The sequence below is a fragment of the Clostridium sp. AT4 genome (genome assembly GCF_001517625.2).
Classification (GTDB): Bacteria; Bacillota; Clostridia; order Lachnospirales; family Lachnospiraceae; genus Enterocloster.
In genome coordinates this window covers 928,888-945,679 of the sequence record NZ_LN999828.1, presented here as the reverse complement: position 1 = coordinate 945,679, position 16,792 = coordinate 928,888, and the positions used below count along the sequence as shown (strand labels likewise).

The following is a 16,792-nucleotide window of genomic DNA, read 5'->3' as shown; positions in this document are numbered from 1 at the left end:
TATTTAATAGCCTCTTGCATTTCTGGCCCGCTCTGCATACTCTGTATCGCCATGCTCGCCTACCACCTTGTCAAAGAGTGCGTTTGCATTTTCCGTATCTCCCGCATCCTGATAGAGACGCCCTGCATAAAACATAGCCTCAGGGTTGTCAGGCCTTATTTTTAAGCTTGCAAGGAAATACTCCTGAGCCTGGGTCTTATTTCCGCCATTCCAGAGCTGCAGTCCCTTATCAACCAGCGTCTGGTAGATGCTTCCTGTCATCTCCTGACGTATATTATCCACAATCCCCTGAATATTCGCATCCTCGATCAGATCAAAGCTGGACTCGGCAAAGGTCTTTGCCGCCGATACCATATCCCCGGTGCGGTAGGACTGGAGCACCCAGATGAGGCTCTGATACTGGGCAATAATACTGGTGTTGCCGGTTGTGAGCGTATCCAGCTGCTCCTGTACCTCTGCCATCTTGGCTTCGATATCCTCATTTTCCTGCGCCAGAATATCATTTTCCTGATTGGCGCTGTTTAATTTCTGCATATAGACCATCAGCTCATCATCACGCTGGCGGTTCAGGCGGTTTTCCACTGCCGGGAGCACCAGCACATAAAAGGCCACCAGGCCGAAGATCAGGCCCAGGATAATGTGAAACACCGTAGAAAGCCCCGTAGACTCTTTATAGGTGTTGGGGATGATCACATCATCATCCTCCATCTGTCTGTGGGAAAATGCCTTTACCATCCGGCGCTTTTCCGCCTCGGCCCGTCCCGTATTCTGCTTTACAATGGACATATAGTAAAGCGCCTTGGAATTGCTCTTATCAATCTGGAGGATCTTATACAGAGAGCGGCCGGCCTTATTATAATCCTCCCGCCTCATATATAAAAGAGCCAGAAGAAGATGGGCTTTGACAAAATGGGGCTTGGCTGATACCACTCTGGCAAGCTGCAGGGCCGCCAGATCATCGCTGCCGTTCTGGGCATGCCACAAGGCCTGGTTAAAGGTCTTTACTGCCTGGCTTTCCGCTTCTAACTGTCCCGGCTTTCTCTGGATCCGTTCCAGATAATGATCTGCCAAATTATTTTCCGGCTGCAGGCTCATACTGATAACCCACTGCACCAGAGCATCCGCCACCTCGCCGTTCTCGTAGTAGATCAAACCCAGCAGATTTCTGGCGTCGATCTGGTATTTGCAGAAATGAAGGCTCTTTTTCAGGCACTGGGCCGCTCCGGAAAGATCCCGTATCCTTGCTTTCTCCAGACCCAGGTTATAATAGCTGTTGGCAATCTGTCTGTTTTTTGCCTCAATCTCCATCACCGTCTTTTCCCGTCTCTTTCCCGGATCATCTCCATCATAATATCCGTCATATCCGTAAGATCGCTTTTCACAATGGCGTCCTCTACCGCCTCTACATCCAGACTGGGTTTAAAGCGCTGGATCTCCTCTTCAAAATCGATCATGTATCTTCTCTCCTTTCCATGCCTTTAAGCTGTACCTTAAGCTCCCCGATCAAATACAGGGAGCCTGCGCAGAATAAGAGCTCATCTCCTGCCTGCTTCTTCATCTCCCGCAAAGCTTCCCCTGCGGTTTCAAAGGCTCTCACCGGCCCTTTATATGCCTGCGAAAATGCTTCTGCCAGAACCTCTGTGTCCATGCTCCGGCTGCTGTCTATATGTACCACACCGATCCCCGCCCAGGAAATCCCCTCACAGAGCAGCCGGGCCATAGCCCTGTAATCCTTGTCCGATACGGCGCCAAATAGCAGATACGCCTTTTTTTTCTGCCGGGCAGCCATAGATGCGGCTGCCTGAATAAAGGCTTTTATGCCGCCCGGATTGTGGGCTCCGTCCAGATACAGATTTTCTCCAGCCCGCTCCATACGCCCGGCCCAGCGGGCAGTCCGGATCCCCTCTGTAATCTGAGCCTCTGTCAGACGGAAACCCCTTTCTCTCTGCCCTAAAACAACCGCTGTTTTCACAGCCAGCATGGCATTTTCTGCCTGATAAGGTGCTTCAAAGGGAATTTCAAGCACCAGAGGGCCTGCCGCGGCAAACGCCTGAGCAGCTTCTCCCTCAGCTCTTATAGAAAGTCCTTGATCTTTGGTTTCCAAAATGGAAAAATCTCCCTTTCCCACCGGATATGCCTTTGACGCCATCTGTACCGCTCTCTCACGGATCACCTCAGAAGCCTCAGGCACGGTATCATCGTAGATCACAGGAACCTGCCTTTTTATGATCCCTGCCTTCTCTCCTGCAACCGCTTCTATGGTATCTCCCAGGTACATGATGTGATCCAGACTGATGGAGGTAATCACACAGGCCAGGGGATTCTCAACCACGTTGGTAGCGTCCAGGCGGCCTCCCAGCCCGGTTTCCAAAATCACAAGCTCCGGCGTTTCATCTGCAAACAGCGCCATTGCCATATAAAAAAGAAACTCAAAATAGCTAGGGTGGGAATACCCCTTTTCTTTCATGATATTTACAGTCTCAAGAACCGTCTCAAAGGCAGCCTGAAGCTTCCCGGGCGAAACCATTTCATTATTTAACAAAAACCGTTCCCGGACGGTTACCAGATGAGGAGAGATAAAGGTTCCGGTGCGAAAACCGGCGTTTCTGTACAAAGAGGTAAGAAAGGCGCACACAGAGCCTTTTCCGTTAGTTCCCGCCACATGAATGATGGAAAGCTTCCTGTCCGGGTCTCCCATTTCATGTAGAAACGCTCTTATATCTGTAAGAGAATGTTTTTCCCTGGTCCACATGGGAATCTTCTCTAAGTATTCTTCTGCCTGCATCATTACTCATCCTCCTGCCTGTTCCCTCTATTTTAAATGATTTTCCCCAAAGTTTCAACATCATGTTCTCGCCCTGCTTCGCCAGGAAGCGACAGCCTTCTTTCCTAACCTGCAAAGACAGAGATCAGTACCGGAACTGCAAAAGAGCAGAGCATTCCGTTTAAAACCGACAAAACAACCGTTTCTTCATTGGTATATTTTAGCATCACAGGAAGGGTGGTATCTTCGCTGGTCGCCCCGGCAGGCGCAATACAGGTAAGGTCATTGAGCTTAAGGGCGATCAGGGGAATCAGGAAAAAAGAAAAGATTTCCCGCATGAGATTGCTCATAAAGGCAATGCTTCCCAGCTTTGCCCCTCCCAGCTCGCTGATCGCCGCCCCGGCCAGACTGTACCAGCCCATTCCGCTGGCAATGGCAGTTCCCTGTCCCACCGGAATTTTAAGAAGCAGGGAACAGATGATCCCCCCCACAATGGAACCGGCTATAATTCCTGCGGGAATGATAAATATTTTAATATGGTATTCCCTGATCTTGCTTAAAATCCCCCGGTGCATCCCAATGCTGATGCCGACAAAAAACATCAGGGCATACAAAACTCCGTCCGTGTTCTTTAAGATCAGGGAAACAGCCGGAATATGAAAGCCAAAAATCCCGTAGGCAAGTCCTCCTAAAAGGGATATGAATGTAAACAGAATAATCATTTTTCTTTTTTCCCCCTGGTTTCATACTTCTTTCTTCCCATAAAATTCCGGGTCAAAATGTATACAAAGACAATGGAAAAAAAGGTGGGAAAGGCAAAAAAGAGGAAGCTGGCGCCTCCCAGGGAAAGAAATTCCCGGACAAAATTTTCTCTCTGCCCCAGCGTTCCTCCCATTGCGAAGATCAGAACAAAGGTGCAGGCAAGGGATAAAAGCTCATTTACCTTCTTTATCCTGCCGGACCGAAACAGCCGTCCCACCAGGATTCCCATACACATGACAATTAAAATATCCACCGGATGACTCCTTTCTGTTTTGCTGATATCTGCAAAAGGGGGCCGCCGCAAACTGCGCGGCAGCCCCGGTTATGACGGGATCTGTTATTTTACAAGCTGTGCCAGACGGGCCTTTACCTGCTCCATCATCTGGGTATATTTCTCCAGCTTTGCACGCTCCTCGGCAATCTTTGCCTCAGGCGCACGGCTTACGAATTTCTCATTATTCAACATGCCGTTGGAACGGGCCAGCTCGCCGTTTAAGCGCTTCTCTTCAGCCTTTAAACGCTCGATCTCCTTTTCGATGTCTACCAGTTCTGCAAACGGCATATAGATCACTGCCTTGTGGATCACTGCGGATACGGCGTCCTCGCCGATGCCTGCCTTATCCTTCTGAAGGATTACCTCTCCTGCATAGCCTAAGGTGGCAAAGAAGCTGCAGCTGTGCTCAAAGATACCTAAAATATCCTCATCCTCAGATACAACATAAACGGTCGCTTTCTTGCTTGGCGGCACGTTCATGGAAGTGCGCACATTTCGGATGGCTCTTACGGCAGCCTTGATGGTCTCTACGGCCTGCTCCTCAGAGGCGAAGTTCCATTTTTCCTCATACAGCGGCCAGGAAGACAGCATAATGGTCTCCTCTTCCTCCTGCAGGTTGCAGAAGATCTCCTCTGTGATGAAGGGCATAAATGGATGAAGAAGCTTTAATGCCTGGATCAAAACGTGCTTCAAGGTCCAGAGAGCGGCAGCCTTTGTATCGTCTGCTTCATTGTACAGTCTTGGCTTTACCATCTCAATGTACCAGTCGCAGAACTCTTCCCAGATAAAGTCATAAACCTTCTGGAGAGCAATTCCCAGCTCATACTTGTCCAGATTTTCCGTTACATCCTTTGATAAGGTATTTACCTTGGAAAGGATCCACTTATCTGCCAGCGTAAGCTGATCCTCTGTAACGCCGGACAGGTCGGAAGCCTTTTCAATGTTCATCATGATAAAACGGGAAGCATTCCAGACCTTATTTGCAAAGTTTCGGCTGTTCTCCACACGCTCCCAGTAGAAACGCATATCGTTTCCGGGTGCATTTCCCGTAATCAATGTCATACGCAGGGCGTCTGCGCCGTATTTGTCAATTACCTCCAGAGGATCAATGCCGTTTCCAAGGGACTTGCTCATCTTGCGGCCCTGGGAGTCTCTTACCAGTCCATGGATCAAAACAGTGTGGAAGGGCTCTTTTCCGGTCTGCTCAAGGCCTGAGAATACCATACGGATAACCCAGAAGAAGATAATATCATAGCCCGTTACCAGCACATCTGTGGGATAGAAGTAATCCAGATCTTCTGAGTTCTTTGGCCATCCAAGAGTGGAGAAGGGCCATAAAGCAGAAGAAAACCAGGTATCCAGCGTATCCTCATCCTGTTTAAAATGGCTGCCGCCGCACTTGGGGCAGGTATGGGGCGCTTCCTTTGCTACAACCGTTTCTCCGCAGTCCTGGCAGTAATAGGCCGGAATCCGGTGCCCCCACCAGAGCTGTCTGGAAATACACCAGTCGCGGATATTTTCAAGCCAGTGAAGATAGGTCTTTCCAAAGCTTTCCGGCACGAACTTTAACCGTCCGGACTTTAAAGCCTCAATGGCCGGCTTTGCCATCTCATCCATGCGTACAAACCACTGCTGCTTTACCATAGGCTCTACGGTAGTCTTGCAGCGGTCATGGGTACCTACATTGTGGGAATGGGGAACCACCTTTACCAGAAGTCCCTGATTCTTTAAGTCCTCTACCATAGCTTTTCTGGCCTCGTAGCGATCCATGCCAAAGTATGGGCCCGGTACATTTACTGTGGCATCGTCATTTAAAATAACGATTTCCTCTAAACCATGGCGCTTTCCTACCTCGAAGTCATTGGGGTCATGGGCCGGAGTAATCTTTACGCAGCCGGTTCCAAACTCCTTATCTACGTATTCATCTGCAATAACAGGAATTTCACGGTCGGTTAAAGGCAGCTTTAACATCTTGCCTACAATATCCTTATACCGCTCGTCCTCCGGATTGACAGCCACAGCCGTATCGCCAAGGAGCGTCTCCGGACGGGTGGTTGCAATCTCAACAAAGCGGCCCGGCTCTCCCACTACGGGGTAGTTGATGTGCCAGAAGAAGCCGTCCTGTTCTACGTGCTCTACCTCCGCGTCGGAGATAGAGGTCTGGCATACAGGACACCAGTTGATGATGCGGGAACCCTTGTAGATGTATCCTTTCTCGTAGAGTTTTACAAATACTTCCAAAACTGCGTCGGAGCAGCCTTCGTCCATGGTAAAGCGCTCTCTGTCCCAGTCGGCAGAAGAACCCAGCTTGTGAAGCTGCTTTACGATCCGGGTGCCGTACTCCTCTCTCCACTTCCAGCACTCCTTTAAGAAGCCGTCTCTTCCCAGGTCTTCCTTGGAAACGCCTTCTTTTTTCAGCTTGTCAATGACCTTTACCTCGGTAGCAATGGCTGCATGGTCTGTTCCCGGCTGCCATAAAGCCTCATAGCCCTGCATTCTCTTATAGCGGATTAAAATATCCTGCATGGTATTGTCCAGAGCATGGCCCATGTGAAGCTGTCCTGTGATATTTGGCGGCGGCATCACAATGGTAAAGGGCTTTTTGCTGCGGTTTACCTCTGCATGGAAATATTTTCCATTCAGCCATTTTTCATAAAGACGGTCCTCAATGGCCGCCGGATCATATGTCTTTTCCAGTTCCTTCATATATATCCTCCTTTTTTCCTATGAAATAAAAAACGCCCTCTGCCTCTTCCTCTAAGGAAAAGCAAAGGGCGATCATCTCGCGGTACCACCTTTGATTCTGCCATATGGGCAGTAAGCCTGCCCGGCAATCTCTGTCCCCTTAACGCGGGAAATACGGGAAAAACTACTAAAGGGAAGCTGATTCCCCCGTTGGCCCTTCCGGCTCAAAAGCTACCTTCCGCACCTTCCTCCGGGGCCGCCTTTCAGCCTTCGGACTGCCCTCTCTGCCGGTTCCCTGTACGTACTCCTCTTTTTCACAGCCATTTTCTTTTCATCTGTTGTCTGCATTTAAGCATAAATAGATTTCACTGTTTTGTCAAGCAGATTTTCACACCATCTTGCGGTACTCGCTCTTCCACCGCCCAACGATCCGGGCCGCGCCCTCCATCCGGTAAGGCATATCCCGCTTCATCAGAGTCCGCAGCCCGCGCACCTCCTCCGCCTGTTCCCCATCGGTTCTGGCCTGGCGCAGTTCTTCCTCCCAGGCGCCTTTAAATTCCGGCTTAAAAAGCGGCCCATAGGTATCTGCCGCCTCCAGCTCCGGAGCCAGAACGCTCAGAAAATAAATGCGTTTTAATACCTCTCTGTCATGGTCCAGACCGTAGGCCTTATCGTATGCCCGATATGCCCGGTGGAACTGGAACATCTGGGCATAAGCTGCCCCAAGGCTCTGATAAAGGGCTCCCATAAAGGCCGGATCCTCCTTTTTTTCCTCTGTTTCCGCTAAAAGTTTCTCATAACGGACAGAAGCACGGCCATACTGTTTTTTCCCAAACAGATAATCGGCCACTGCCTTTTCATACCGTGGGGCCGGGAGACTGCGGTAAGCTGCCGCTGTCTGCCGAAACCTCTGGCTCTCTTTTTCCGTACAGTAATCGCATTCTGTCAAAAACAGGTACAGCGCCTCTTCCGGGCGGCTTCCGGTTTCCGAAAGCTTTTCCATCCTGCCTGCCACAAAGCCCATGCCAAGCTCATTTTTTACAAAGCTGTAAAGAGCTTTTCCCACAAAGCCGTCCATTACAAGCAGAGGATGGTTGCAGATCACATAGCACAGCTCCTGAGAAGAGTAGATATGGATCCCCAGTACCTCAATATAAAGCGGATGCTTTACCGGCTCCCTTCTGCACAACAAAAGACTCATAAGCTTACCTCTTGCCTTACCACAGCCCCGGAAGCAGGAAACAGATCCCCAAAGCCTCTGTCCTTGATCACCGTGACCATGGTATTTTCATCTTTAAAACCAATATTCATCTCAATCCGGGTCGTTTTTGGAGGACGGTCCGGAAAACCGGAAAGAGGCACCTTTACAACCTTTTTCTTTCTGGAATCCAGATGGGAAATGATAAATTCAATCTCCTTTTCATCATCCAGGATCAGCTCCAGAGAACTCTTTGACTCATACCAGTTATCTCCATAAGAGGCCACAGCCAGGAGAACCTCCTTCCCTTTCTGCATAACCTTTAAATCAACCTCTGCTTTTAAACGTCCCTCGCAGACAAAAATATAGGGGTATTCGGTAGCGGAATTAAGATAATCCTGTCCCTTAAACGCCGCTCCCCTGGAAAAAAGCTCCTTTTCCACAAAGCACCTTCTCCTGCTGCATACCAGCTTCATAAACCCGCCGGCCCAGTCCTGGCGCTCGAACCCTTTTCCTGTGAGAAATACGGTGGAGAAGAGTTTTTTGCTCAAAAGTTTTTCCCCGCAGGAAGTAAGGATCTGATCTGCAAGCTTCTGTCCGGAAGGCGTACCCAGGATATCCAGATCAAAGGCTTCCTCCTGGTTCTGAGCTTCTGCCTGGACCATGTTTCGGCGCATTCCTCTCTGAACCTTCATTTCATAATAGCACAGACGGTCTGCTGCCAGCTCAAACAGCCCTACCTGATTGGACCAGAGCTCCCGTTTCTGGCTCAGCACATAATATACAAAACTTTCTGTGTGACTGATCACATGGACCCTGTCTCTGGAAATGCCCATGGCATCCGCGCAGTACATCAGTGTGTCCGTAAGCCTTGCATCCATCTCCTGCATGGTCACTACCAGCTGGGAAACGGTCTTTTTCCCCTCTTCCTTTAAGGGATATTCTAAAACCTGCTGCAGAAAAATACGCAGCAGAAGGGCGCCTGTATAGCACACCCCTCCAATGGTAGAGGTGCCTTCTTTTTGCACCATCTTTAAAAGCTTATCTACGATCACCCCTTCGCCCAGAAGCGTGGCCGCATAGGCCTCCTCCCCTGTAAGCCAGATTTCCTCCTCTTTTTTCCTGCAGATCACCGTGGGGATCGTCCAGGATATTTCTTTTCCATAGCAGCTGATCTGAGTATACTCATCATTCAGATCCAGACCGATCACTAGGCCGTCCATCCGCTGTCTCCTCCATCTATTCTTTCACCGGAAACAGGCTTCCCAGCACGGCGGACCGTTTCAGATAGTCCTCCATGGCACCAGCAAGCTTTTCCTCATTTTTCTCTTTTAATGCTGCTCCCATGCGGTTTAAGCAGGCAAAACGGCTGTTTTCCCTCCCATCCAGCTTATGGTCGCAGGTAAGCCTTCCCTCGGCTGTCAGAACCCTTCCCCGGCTCCCTCTTTCATAAATCTGGTACTCTAACGTCTCTCCCTCGAAAAGCACCATTTCCTTTACATAAATTCCCTGGTAAACCCTCCGCATTTCCTCCCGGTGAAAAGAGGTTTCTTCCGGCAGCAAACGGACTTCCATCCAGGGCGCCCGATCCCTGTCACCATGGTACTCCACCATGGTCTTATCCAGGATATCCTCCGGAACAGGAATATGGCGGGACAGGTCTCTGGTATACGGAAATATGAGTCTCTGCTCCAAAAGGAGACGTGTCATAAATAAAAGCAGCTCTTTATCTTCCGGACTGATTTCAGGGATCCCTGCAAAATATTTGGTCAGGGAAAGCAGATACAGCGTAGGAAGCTTTTCTCTGTTAAGGCTCATCCTGGCGGCTTTTTTCAGGTAGTCAAATACCTTGGGATCCATTTCCTTTCCTTCCAGAAAATACTGGGCGCATTTTTCTGTAAAATAAGCCTTCACAATACTTTCTCTGGTCTTTTTGCGGCTCATATACAGATCAAATACAGAATCTATGCGGTCGCAGCAGCCGGTAAACAACATCTGAGCCAGCAGCCGTTCCTCCAGATCATAGGTTTCGATATGCTCCTGCACGCCCCGGATCAGGATCCCGTACATCTGAGACACCGTTCCGTTAAAATGCTCGCAAAGGTAATCCAAAACCACACTATCTGCCTTTCCTGCTTCAAATACACGATAGGAAAAAGATAAAAGCCAGTCATCCTGATCAAAAAGCTGCTGTAAGATCATCCGGCTGCACAGTCTGGAAAGAAGCTGTACATCGATATCTGTGATCTTAAACCTGCAAATCATATCATAAGCTTCCCTGAGAAAATCCTGTCCGATCAGGGTCTCACAGATCCGCTTTCTTGCCTTTTCGCTTAAATCCTCCTTATCCATCTGAACCAGACAGGCACAGTTTGCACTGTTTTTGTCCTCCCTGTCATCCTCTTCCATACGACAGTAAAATTCCACTACCTGTTCCCTCAGTCTGGTCTCAAACACAGGATTTAACCGGAGAAGATGCGCTGCCTCATCTAACATATGAGCCTCCTGAAGAGTATGGATTCCTTCTCCCATCACCTGACAGCAGGCCCTTAAAAGCAGCATGGGATGATCCGGAGCCAGTTTAGCGCACCGGTCCAGCAGTTCCTTTTTATCCATTACAGGATATTTTCTGTGCTTCACATCCAGATACCGGTTTCCATAGGCATCCTGGAACATTAAGATCATATGGCCGGAACGGGCCGGAACGTATGCCTCTCCCTTTTCCAGAGCATATGTTTCCTCATCCTGCAGCTCTTCACAGCGGACGACCACATACTTCATTCCGGGCTCCTCACAAATAATGCGCCGGGAACAAAGGATGGCAGGCAGGACCTTTGCCGCCCGCTCATCAATCATATCCTGGTAGATCATATGCTCATAGATCACCGCCAGCCGGCTGTCGATCCGCAGGGCAAAGAGCTGCTCCATGGCAAACTGCTCCATTTCCCTGATGTATGACTGATAAAGCTCAGACGAGGGATTCATGTACAGCAGGATATTCCTGTAAAGAATGCACCGATGCTCCCGGTCCAGAGTCTTATCATAAGAGAAATATAAAAGCACCTCTTTCGGCAGCAGACGGTTATAGTCATTCGGCAGGGAATAAAGGAAATACTCATACAGCCTTGTAATGTTGATATGAGCCTCCTGAGCCTTTTCATACCATAAAAACGCCTCTCCGGTCTTTTGTTCCCCACGGATCAGCAAACCGCAGACCGCCTCTAAAAGTTTCCGCTCCGGATATGCCTCATAGAGCTGTTTTGCCAGTCTCCACACGGGCTTTCTGTAATATTTCTGTGCGGAAATAAAATCTGCTGCCTTTAAAACTGTCTCCCTGTCTAAAAGCCCTTCCCGGATCCCAAGCTGAAGCACCTGAAGTTCAAATGCACCCAGCTTTAAAAACAGTACCGGATGTTCTGTAAGCAGACGGCAGGCTCTTCCGTAAAGGAACGGGCTTCTGCACCCGTTGGCAAAGAGCATTTCCATAGAACGGTACAGATCCAGAGGATTCTGAAGACAGGTCTCATCGGTACGGATCAAAAGGAGCAGCAGCCATGGGGATGGACTGCCCTTTTCCCAGAGAAGCTTCCTTATATAACGTATCAGTTCTTCCTTTCTGCTTTCTGAGGGATTTAATAAAAGACACAGATATTCATAATAACAGTACAGCCACGGCATCTTTTCCTGTTCCTTCAGGACTTCCTCCCGCACCTCTTCAAGAGCCGCCTGCGCTGTATCCCTGCGTCCGGAAAGCATCAGATGCTCTGCCCTGAGAAGACGCACCCTGCCATCCTTTGGATAAAGAATGCGAAGCTTTTCTGTTTCCTGGAGCAGCTCCTCCTCCCATTCTCTGTCCGTAGAAGCAGCAAGTTCATAGAGGAGCCGCTTCTGTATATATTCCAGAAATCCTTTTTTATCCTCTGCCGTTTCCCTGTATGGATCCCGGCGTTTCCTTCTCTCGGCCTCAATAGGGATCACAAACTCCCGGCGGGGGGTACGGATCACGATCCGCCCCATGTTCTTTCCTCCGTGAAGAGCATCTGGTAAAATCCGATAAGGGATCTGGCAGCGGTTTTCCGTAAAATCCCGGTCTGTCACAGAAGACGTTTCCAGAGAAATAAATGCCCCCTCTGCCTGAAGCACGGCCTCTTTATATCCCCATCCGCTGAGCGCCAGCTCAATAAAGTCTTCCTTCTCCTCTTCCAGATCCCTGTAGCATCTGGGCGATGTGTCTGTGCTGATCCTCACCGGCTCCTTTACATGAAGAGCCACCAGAAATTCTTCCAGCAGATTTTTCCTTCCGTTTCTTCCCCGCAGGCCTTCGTAAATGCTTCTGGCTTCCGGTTCCTGCATAAAGGGTGCCTGTATAAAATCCTGATACTCAAACAGACGCAAAGCCAGCTCTGTATTTTTCCGCGCAAGGTTTGCAAAGTCTCTGGCCGTCTTTAAAGATGCCAGTTCCTCCCCTCCGGTTCCCGTCTGAATGCGCAAAGAATAAGGAATCTCCCTCTCACCTCCATTGGTGACCAGGTAAAAAGATCCCTTGATTTCGTCTCCATCTTCCATACAGCGGGTGTCGACCTCATATATAATATGGCTGCGAAGGCCTCCAAAAGCCTCATTTACAGCCCGTACTCTCTCATTGCTGGAATAGACCAGTCCTTTTATGTACAGATCATTCGTACTCTGCACAAGAAATTCGCCCTTTACCGTCTGGCCTGCCCCAAAAGAGCCTTCCAGACGCTCAGGCTTTATCATCAGCCCCGGAACACCGCCGTCAACGATGCCTCTGGCCAAACGGTTGATCCGTTCTCTCATACACCTACCACCTGTGTCTTCCTCTTATGCTTTTTGCTTACGTTTCATGATAACACATTTTCATATAATTTAAAAGAGAAATCTGCACTACAGCTTGATTTACCCCCTTAAACTTGGTATGATAGACAGTAAGAATTGCAACAATTTTATTCAATGGAGTGCGCGATATGCTGACTGAGCCTATGACCCTATATAAACTGATGAATCTGTATATGTTAAAGCAGGTGAACTTCCCCTTAAACAACGCCCAGCTGACCAGCTTTTTTACGGAGCACGAATATACTACCTATTTTACCCTTCAGCAGGCCCTAAATGAACTGGAGGAAGCAGGACTGATCCATAAGGAAGCCAGCCACAGCAGCACACGCTATGAGATTACAAAGGAGGGGGAAGAAACCTTAAACTTTTTCGGCAAAAATATATCCCCGGCCATTGTGGAGGACATGGATCAGTATTTAAAGGAAAATAAATTCCGACTCCGTGAAGAGGTAGGAACCACGGCTGATTTCTATAAAGGCACCAATCAGGACTATATCGTTCACTGCGAGGTACGGGAAAACAAAGCCGTCCTGATCCGTCTGGATCTGTCCGTTCCGGACAAGGATCAGGCCGAGGATATGTGCAGCGCCTGGCGCTCTAAAAGCCAGGAAATCTATTTCCATATTATGCATACGCTACTGTCGTAACATAAACGGAAATTTCGTTTTCAGAAAGGAACCATTTTATGCCTTTGTTAAAACCCAGACTTTATACATCGGATGATTACTGGAATCTGCCAGAAAATACCCGGGCAGAGTTAATTGACGGACAGCTCTATAACATGGCTCCTCCCAGCCGGATCCATCAGAGAATATCCGGACAGCTGTATATCACCATTGGAACATACATTGAGGAACATCGGGGAAACTGCCAGATCTATGCCGCCCCCTTTGCTGTCAATCTGGACTGCGAGGACAAAAACTGGGTAGAGCCGGATCTTTCTGTCATCTGCGATCCTGACAAGCTGACAGACCGTGGATGCTCCGGTGCTCCGGATCTTATCATCGAGATCGTATCCCCCAGCAGCCGGAGGATGGATTATGTTCAAAAACCCGTCCTGTACTTAAATTCCGGCGTCCGTGAATATTGGATCGTTGACCCGGTCAAAAAATGTACAACTGTTCACCTCTACGATCAGGATCCCGCCGAATTTGCCCCTGTTATCTTTCCCTTTGAGAGTGATATCAGGGTGGGCATTTATTCGGATCTTTGTATTAATATCAGTAAGCTGTTGTAAAAAGGGCTCCCCGGCTGAATGGATATAGCCGGGGAGTCCCTTTTTCTTTATTCTTCTGTTCCCAACGCCACTTTCTCAATCAATTCCCATATCTCCTCTCTCCCCTGCTTTGTCTCAGCAGAAAAAGGAATCAGGATATCTTCTTTCTCCATTCCCAGCCCTGTGCGGATGGTCTTTACGGCCTTTGGCACCTGGCTGCGTTTGAGCTTGTCCAGCTTGGTGGCGATGATCACCGGATGGTAGCCGTTGCTCACCACCCAGTCGTACATCATCTTGTCATTGGCAGAGGGCTCGTGACGGATATCCACCAGCAGAAACACCAGTTTCAGCATAGGGGATTTCTGCAGATACCGCTCGATCATCTTTCCCCACTTTGCCTTGGCCTCCAGAGAAACCTTTGCGTAGCCGTATCCGGGCAGATCCACATAGTACAGCGCCTGATTGATGTTGTAAAAATTGATGGTCTGCGTCTTTCCCGGCTGGGACGAGGTTCTGGCATAGGACTTGCGGTTCATCAGGGCATTGATCAGGGAAGATTTGCCCACATTGGATTTGCCTGCAAAGGCAAATTCCGGCAGCGTATTTTCCGGCAGCCGGCTGGTGACGCCGCATACGGTTTCCAGATCTACGGATTTAATAATCATGCAAATGCCTCCTTTACCACTGCTTCCATGTTTTTAACAAATACGATTTCCAGTCCCTTTGTGATCTCCTTAGAAAGTTCTCCGATATCCGGCCTGTTTTTCTCCGGCACAAGAACCTTCTTAATATGGGCCATCTTGGCTGCCAGGATTTTTTCCTTTAAGCCTCCGATAGGCAGTACCCGGCCTCTTAAGGTAATCTCACCGGTCATGGCCACTTTTGCAAGAACCTTCTTTCCTGTCACAGCAGACAGCATGGCTGTCGCCATGGTAATGCCTGCTGATGGGCCGTCCTTTGGCACAGCACCCTCCGGGATATGGATATGCAGGTCATGTTTTTCAAAATAATCGTCTGCCAGCCCGTATTCCGGACAGATAGAACGCACATAGGTAAGAGCCGTCTGAGCGGATTCTTTCATTACATCTCCCAGCTGTCCGGTCATTAAAAGATTTCCCTTTCCAGGCATCACATTGACTTCGATCTGAAGAGTATCGCCTCCGGCGCTTGTCCAGGCCAGTCCCCGTACGATTCCCACCTCGTCCTCCTCATTTGCATCCTCAAAGGTAATCTTTTCCTTTCCCAGATATTTTTCCAGATTGCTTTCCGTGATACGGATACGGCTGTGCTTTTTATCCTCCAGATACCCTCTGGCGGCCTTACGGCACACGTCTCCGATCCGGCGCTCTAAGTTTCTCACTCCGGCCTCTCTGGTATAATTGTGGATAATCTTTTCCAAACTCTTATCAGAAAATACGATCTGTTCCTCTGTCAGTCCGCTTCTCTCTCTCTGCTTTCCTACCAGATAATCCTTTGCAATGTGGAACTTCTCATTTTCCGTATAGCTGTTTACCTCTATGACCTCCATACGGTCAAGAAGAGGCCCTGGAATGGTCTGGGTTGTGTTGGCCGTGGCAATAAAAAGAACCTGGGATAAATCAATGGGAACCTCTATGTAGTGATCCCTGAACCGCACATTCTGTTCGCCGTCTAAGACCTCTAAAAGAGCCGATGAGGTATCGCCCTTATAATCGCTGCTTACCTTATCAATCTCATCAAGAAGCATCAGCGGATTGCTCACTCCCGCCTGACGCAGTCCCTCTGCCAGACGGCCGGGCATAGCGCCAACATAGGTTTTCCGATGTCCCCGGATCTCAGCCTCATCCCGGACGCCGCCCAGACTGATGCGCACATACTTTTTATTCAGCGCTCTGGCTACGGATCTGGCAATAGATGTTTTTCCCGTTCCGGGCGGGCCTACCAAACAGATAATGGGACTGGTGCCCTTCTTTGTAAGGCTGCGCACAGCCAGATACTCCAGAATACGCTCCTTTACCTTTTCCAGGCCGTAATGATCTTCATTAAGCACTTCCTGGGCATGAAGGATATCATCATTATCTTTTGACATTTTTTTCCAGGGAAGTTCTAAAAGGGTTTCAATATAGGTCCGCAGCACATTTGTCTCCTGGCTTCCCGTGGGCATGGTGCGGAAGCGTCCGATTTCCTTTAAAAGCTTTTCCTTTACTTCCTTTTCTGCCTCTAACTTCTCTGCCTTTTCCTGATAATCATCTGCATCTGACAGGGAAGTATCCTCTCCCAGCTCCTGACGGATGATCTTCATCTGCTCTCTGAGGATGTATTCCTTCTGATTCTTATCGATATCTGCCTTTACCTTTTCCTGAAAATCTTTTTTGATCCGGTAAACCTCCATCTCGGTAAGCAACGTCTGAAGCACGGTCTCATAGCGGGCGGAAAGCAGGGTGCACTCAAGCACATTCTGGCGCACCGTATAATCCCAGGGAAGCTGGATCGCAATCTGATCCAACAGCTCAGACAGGTCGTTGATCAGAAGAAGGGACGGCAGGTTTTCCTTGGCTGCCCTTAAGTTTACGGTTCCATACTCCTCCAGTTTTTCCCGGATGATCCGCACCATGGCTTCCTTTGCCAGGTCATCTGCATCCTCCTGCTCCGGCTCCATGGAACTGATCTCTCCGATCAGACAGGGCTCCTGCGAATCAAAATCAAGAAGCTCCGCACGCTCAAGCCCTTCTACCAGCACCCGCACTGTCTTTCCCGGCAGCTTCACCAGCTGCTTTACGACTCCAATGGTACCTACCTGGTATAAATCCTTAAGCTCAGGATCCGGAATTTCCGGATGCCTCTGGCTGACTAAAAACAGCTTCTGATCTCCGATCATGGCCTTTTCCACCGCCGCTACGGACCTGGGCCTGTTTACATCAAAATGCTGTACCATTCCCGGAAGAATGGTAAGTCCTCTTAAGGCCACTACCGGCATGGTTATCACTCGTTCTTCCATCTGTTTGTCACCTCGTATCTTTAAAAAGGCCGCTGCAAATGCAGGAATCTGGTTTGCAG

General features: G+C 49.2%; 13 protein-coding genes. 2 read left to right on the top strand and 11 right to left on the bottom strand.

The window, feature by feature from the left end:
• Positions 1-3: 3 nt before the first annotated feature.
• The 9 genes from BN3656_RS10650 to BN3656_RS10615 form a co-directional block, all read right to left on the bottom strand.
• The gene (locus tag BN3656_RS10650; protein ID WP_066547748.1) at positions 4-1,308 is read right to left on the bottom strand and encodes a tetratricopeptide repeat protein; all 1,305 of its coding nucleotides are present in this window, start codon (positions 1,306-1,308) and stop codon (positions 4-6) included.
• Positions 1,308-1,454 carry a hypothetical protein gene (locus BN3656_RS16690; RefSeq protein ID WP_167544876.1) on the bottom strand — a complete coding sequence of 49 codons (147 nt, stop codon included), beginning with the start codon at positions 1,452-1,454 and terminating at the stop codon, positions 1,308-1,310. Before BN3656_RS16690 ends, BN3656_RS10650 begins: the two co-directional genes overlap by 1 nt.
• Positions 1,451-2,788, bottom strand: coding sequence for a folylpolyglutamate synthase/dihydrofolate synthase family protein (locus BN3656_RS10645; RefSeq protein ID WP_066547746.1), 1,338 nt, complete (start codon positions 2,786-2,788; stop codon positions 1,451-1,453). The genes BN3656_RS16690 and BN3656_RS10645 overlap by 4 nt, the downstream gene beginning before the upstream one ends.
• Positions 2,789-2,889: 101 nt before the next feature.
• Positions 2,890-3,486 carry a lysine exporter LysO family protein gene (locus BN3656_RS10640; protein WP_066547744.1) on the bottom strand — a complete coding sequence of 199 codons (597 nt, stop codon included), beginning with the start codon at positions 3,484-3,486 and terminating at the stop codon, positions 2,890-2,892.
• A complete protein-coding gene (locus BN3656_RS10635) occupies positions 3,483-3,779 on the bottom strand; it encodes a hypothetical protein (RefSeq protein ID WP_066547743.1) in 297 nt (98 codons plus the stop codon). The genes BN3656_RS10640 and BN3656_RS10635 overlap by 4 nt, the downstream gene beginning before the upstream one ends.
• An 84-nt stretch (positions 3,780-3,863) precedes the next feature.
• Positions 3,864-6,506, bottom strand: coding sequence for a valine--tRNA ligase (locus BN3656_RS10630; RefSeq protein WP_066547742.1), 2,643 nt, complete (start codon positions 6,504-6,506; stop codon positions 3,864-3,866).
• Positions 6,507-6,873: 367 nt separating this feature from the next.
• A complete protein-coding gene (locus BN3656_RS10625) occupies positions 6,874-7,686 on the bottom strand; it encodes a hypothetical protein (RefSeq protein ID WP_066547740.1) in 813 nt (270 codons plus the stop codon).
• Positions 7,683-8,906 (bottom strand): DUF5716 family protein, encoded by a 1,224-nt coding sequence (locus BN3656_RS10620; protein WP_066547738.1) that lies wholly within the window; start codon positions 8,904-8,906, stop codon positions 7,683-7,685. The genes BN3656_RS10625 and BN3656_RS10620 overlap by 4 nt, the downstream gene beginning before the upstream one ends.
• A gap of 16 nt (positions 8,907-8,922) precedes the next feature.
• Positions 8,923-12,501: a DUF5717 family protein gene (locus BN3656_RS10615; RefSeq protein ID WP_066547737.1), complete on the bottom strand. Its 3,579-nt coding sequence runs from the start codon at positions 12,499-12,501 to the stop codon at positions 8,923-8,925.
• A 167-nt stretch (positions 12,502-12,668) separates the two neighbouring features.
• Between BN3656_RS10615 and BN3656_RS10610 the strand changes: the two genes are divergently transcribed.
• The gene (locus BN3656_RS10610) at positions 12,669-13,187 is read left to right on the top strand and encodes a DUF4364 family protein (RefSeq protein WP_066547736.1); all 519 of its coding nucleotides are present in this window, start codon (positions 12,669-12,671) and stop codon (positions 13,185-13,187) included.
• Between the two features lie 38 nt (positions 13,188-13,225).
• Positions 13,226-13,777, top strand: coding sequence for a Uma2 family endonuclease (locus BN3656_RS10605; protein ID WP_066547731.1), 552 nt, complete (start codon positions 13,226-13,228; stop codon positions 13,775-13,777).
• A 47-nt stretch (positions 13,778-13,824) separates the two neighbouring features.
• Here the strand turns inward: BN3656_RS10605 and yihA are convergent, their stop codons facing one another.
• Both yihA and lon read right to left on the bottom strand, forming a co-directional pair.
• A complete protein-coding gene (gene yihA, locus BN3656_RS10600) occupies positions 13,825-14,421 on the bottom strand; it encodes a ribosome biogenesis GTP-binding protein YihA/YsxC (protein ID WP_066547727.1) in 597 nt (198 codons plus the stop codon).
• Complete coding sequence (lon, locus tag BN3656_RS10595) at positions 14,418-16,733, bottom strand: endopeptidase La (RefSeq protein ID WP_066547724.1); 2,316 nt, start codon at positions 16,731-16,733, stop codon at positions 14,418-14,420. Before lon ends, yihA begins: the two co-directional genes overlap by 4 nt.
• Positions 16,734-16,792: the final 59 nt, after the last annotated feature.

Coding starts and splice junctions, on each gene's coding strand:
- BN3656_RS10610 (WP_066547736.1), top strand. CDS start 12,669: ATGCTGACTGAGCCTATGACCCTATATAAACTGATGAATCTGTATATG.
- BN3656_RS10645 (WP_066547746.1), bottom strand. CDS start 2,788: ATGATGCAGGCAGAAGAATACTTAGAGAAGATTCCCATGTGGACCAGG.
- yihA (WP_066547727.1), bottom strand. CDS start 14,421: ATGATTATTAAATCCGTAGATCTGGAAACCGTATGCGGCGTCACCAGC.
- BN3656_RS10605 (WP_066547731.1), top strand. CDS start 13,226: ATGCCTTTGTTAAAACCCAGACTTTATACATCGGATGATTACTGGAAT.
- BN3656_RS10650 (WP_066547748.1), bottom strand. CDS start 1,308: ATGGAGATTGAGGCAAAAAACAGACAGATTGCCAACAGCTATTATAAC.
- BN3656_RS10630 (WP_066547742.1), bottom strand. CDS start 6,506: ATGAAGGAACTGGAAAAGACATATGATCCGGCGGCCATTGAGGACCGT.
- BN3656_RS10625 (WP_066547740.1), bottom strand. CDS start 7,686: ATGAGTCTTTTGTTGTGCAGAAGGGAGCCGGTAAAGCATCCGCTTTAT.
- BN3656_RS16690 (WP_167544876.1), bottom strand. CDS start 1,454: ATGATCGATTTTGAAGAGGAGATCCAGCGCTTTAAACCCAGTCTGGAT.
- BN3656_RS10615 (WP_066547737.1), bottom strand. CDS start 12,501: ATGAGAGAACGGATCAACCGTTTGGCCAGAGGCATCGTTGACGGCGGT.
- BN3656_RS10640 (WP_066547744.1), bottom strand. CDS start 3,486: ATGATTATTCTGTTTACATTCATATCCCTTTTAGGAGGACTTGCCTAC.
- BN3656_RS10620 (WP_066547738.1), bottom strand. CDS start 8,906: ATGGACGGCCTAGTGATCGGTCTGGATCTGAATGATGAGTATACTCAG.
- lon (WP_066547724.1), bottom strand. CDS start 16,733: ATGGAAGAACGAGTGATAACCATGCCGGTAGTGGCCTTAAGAGGACTT.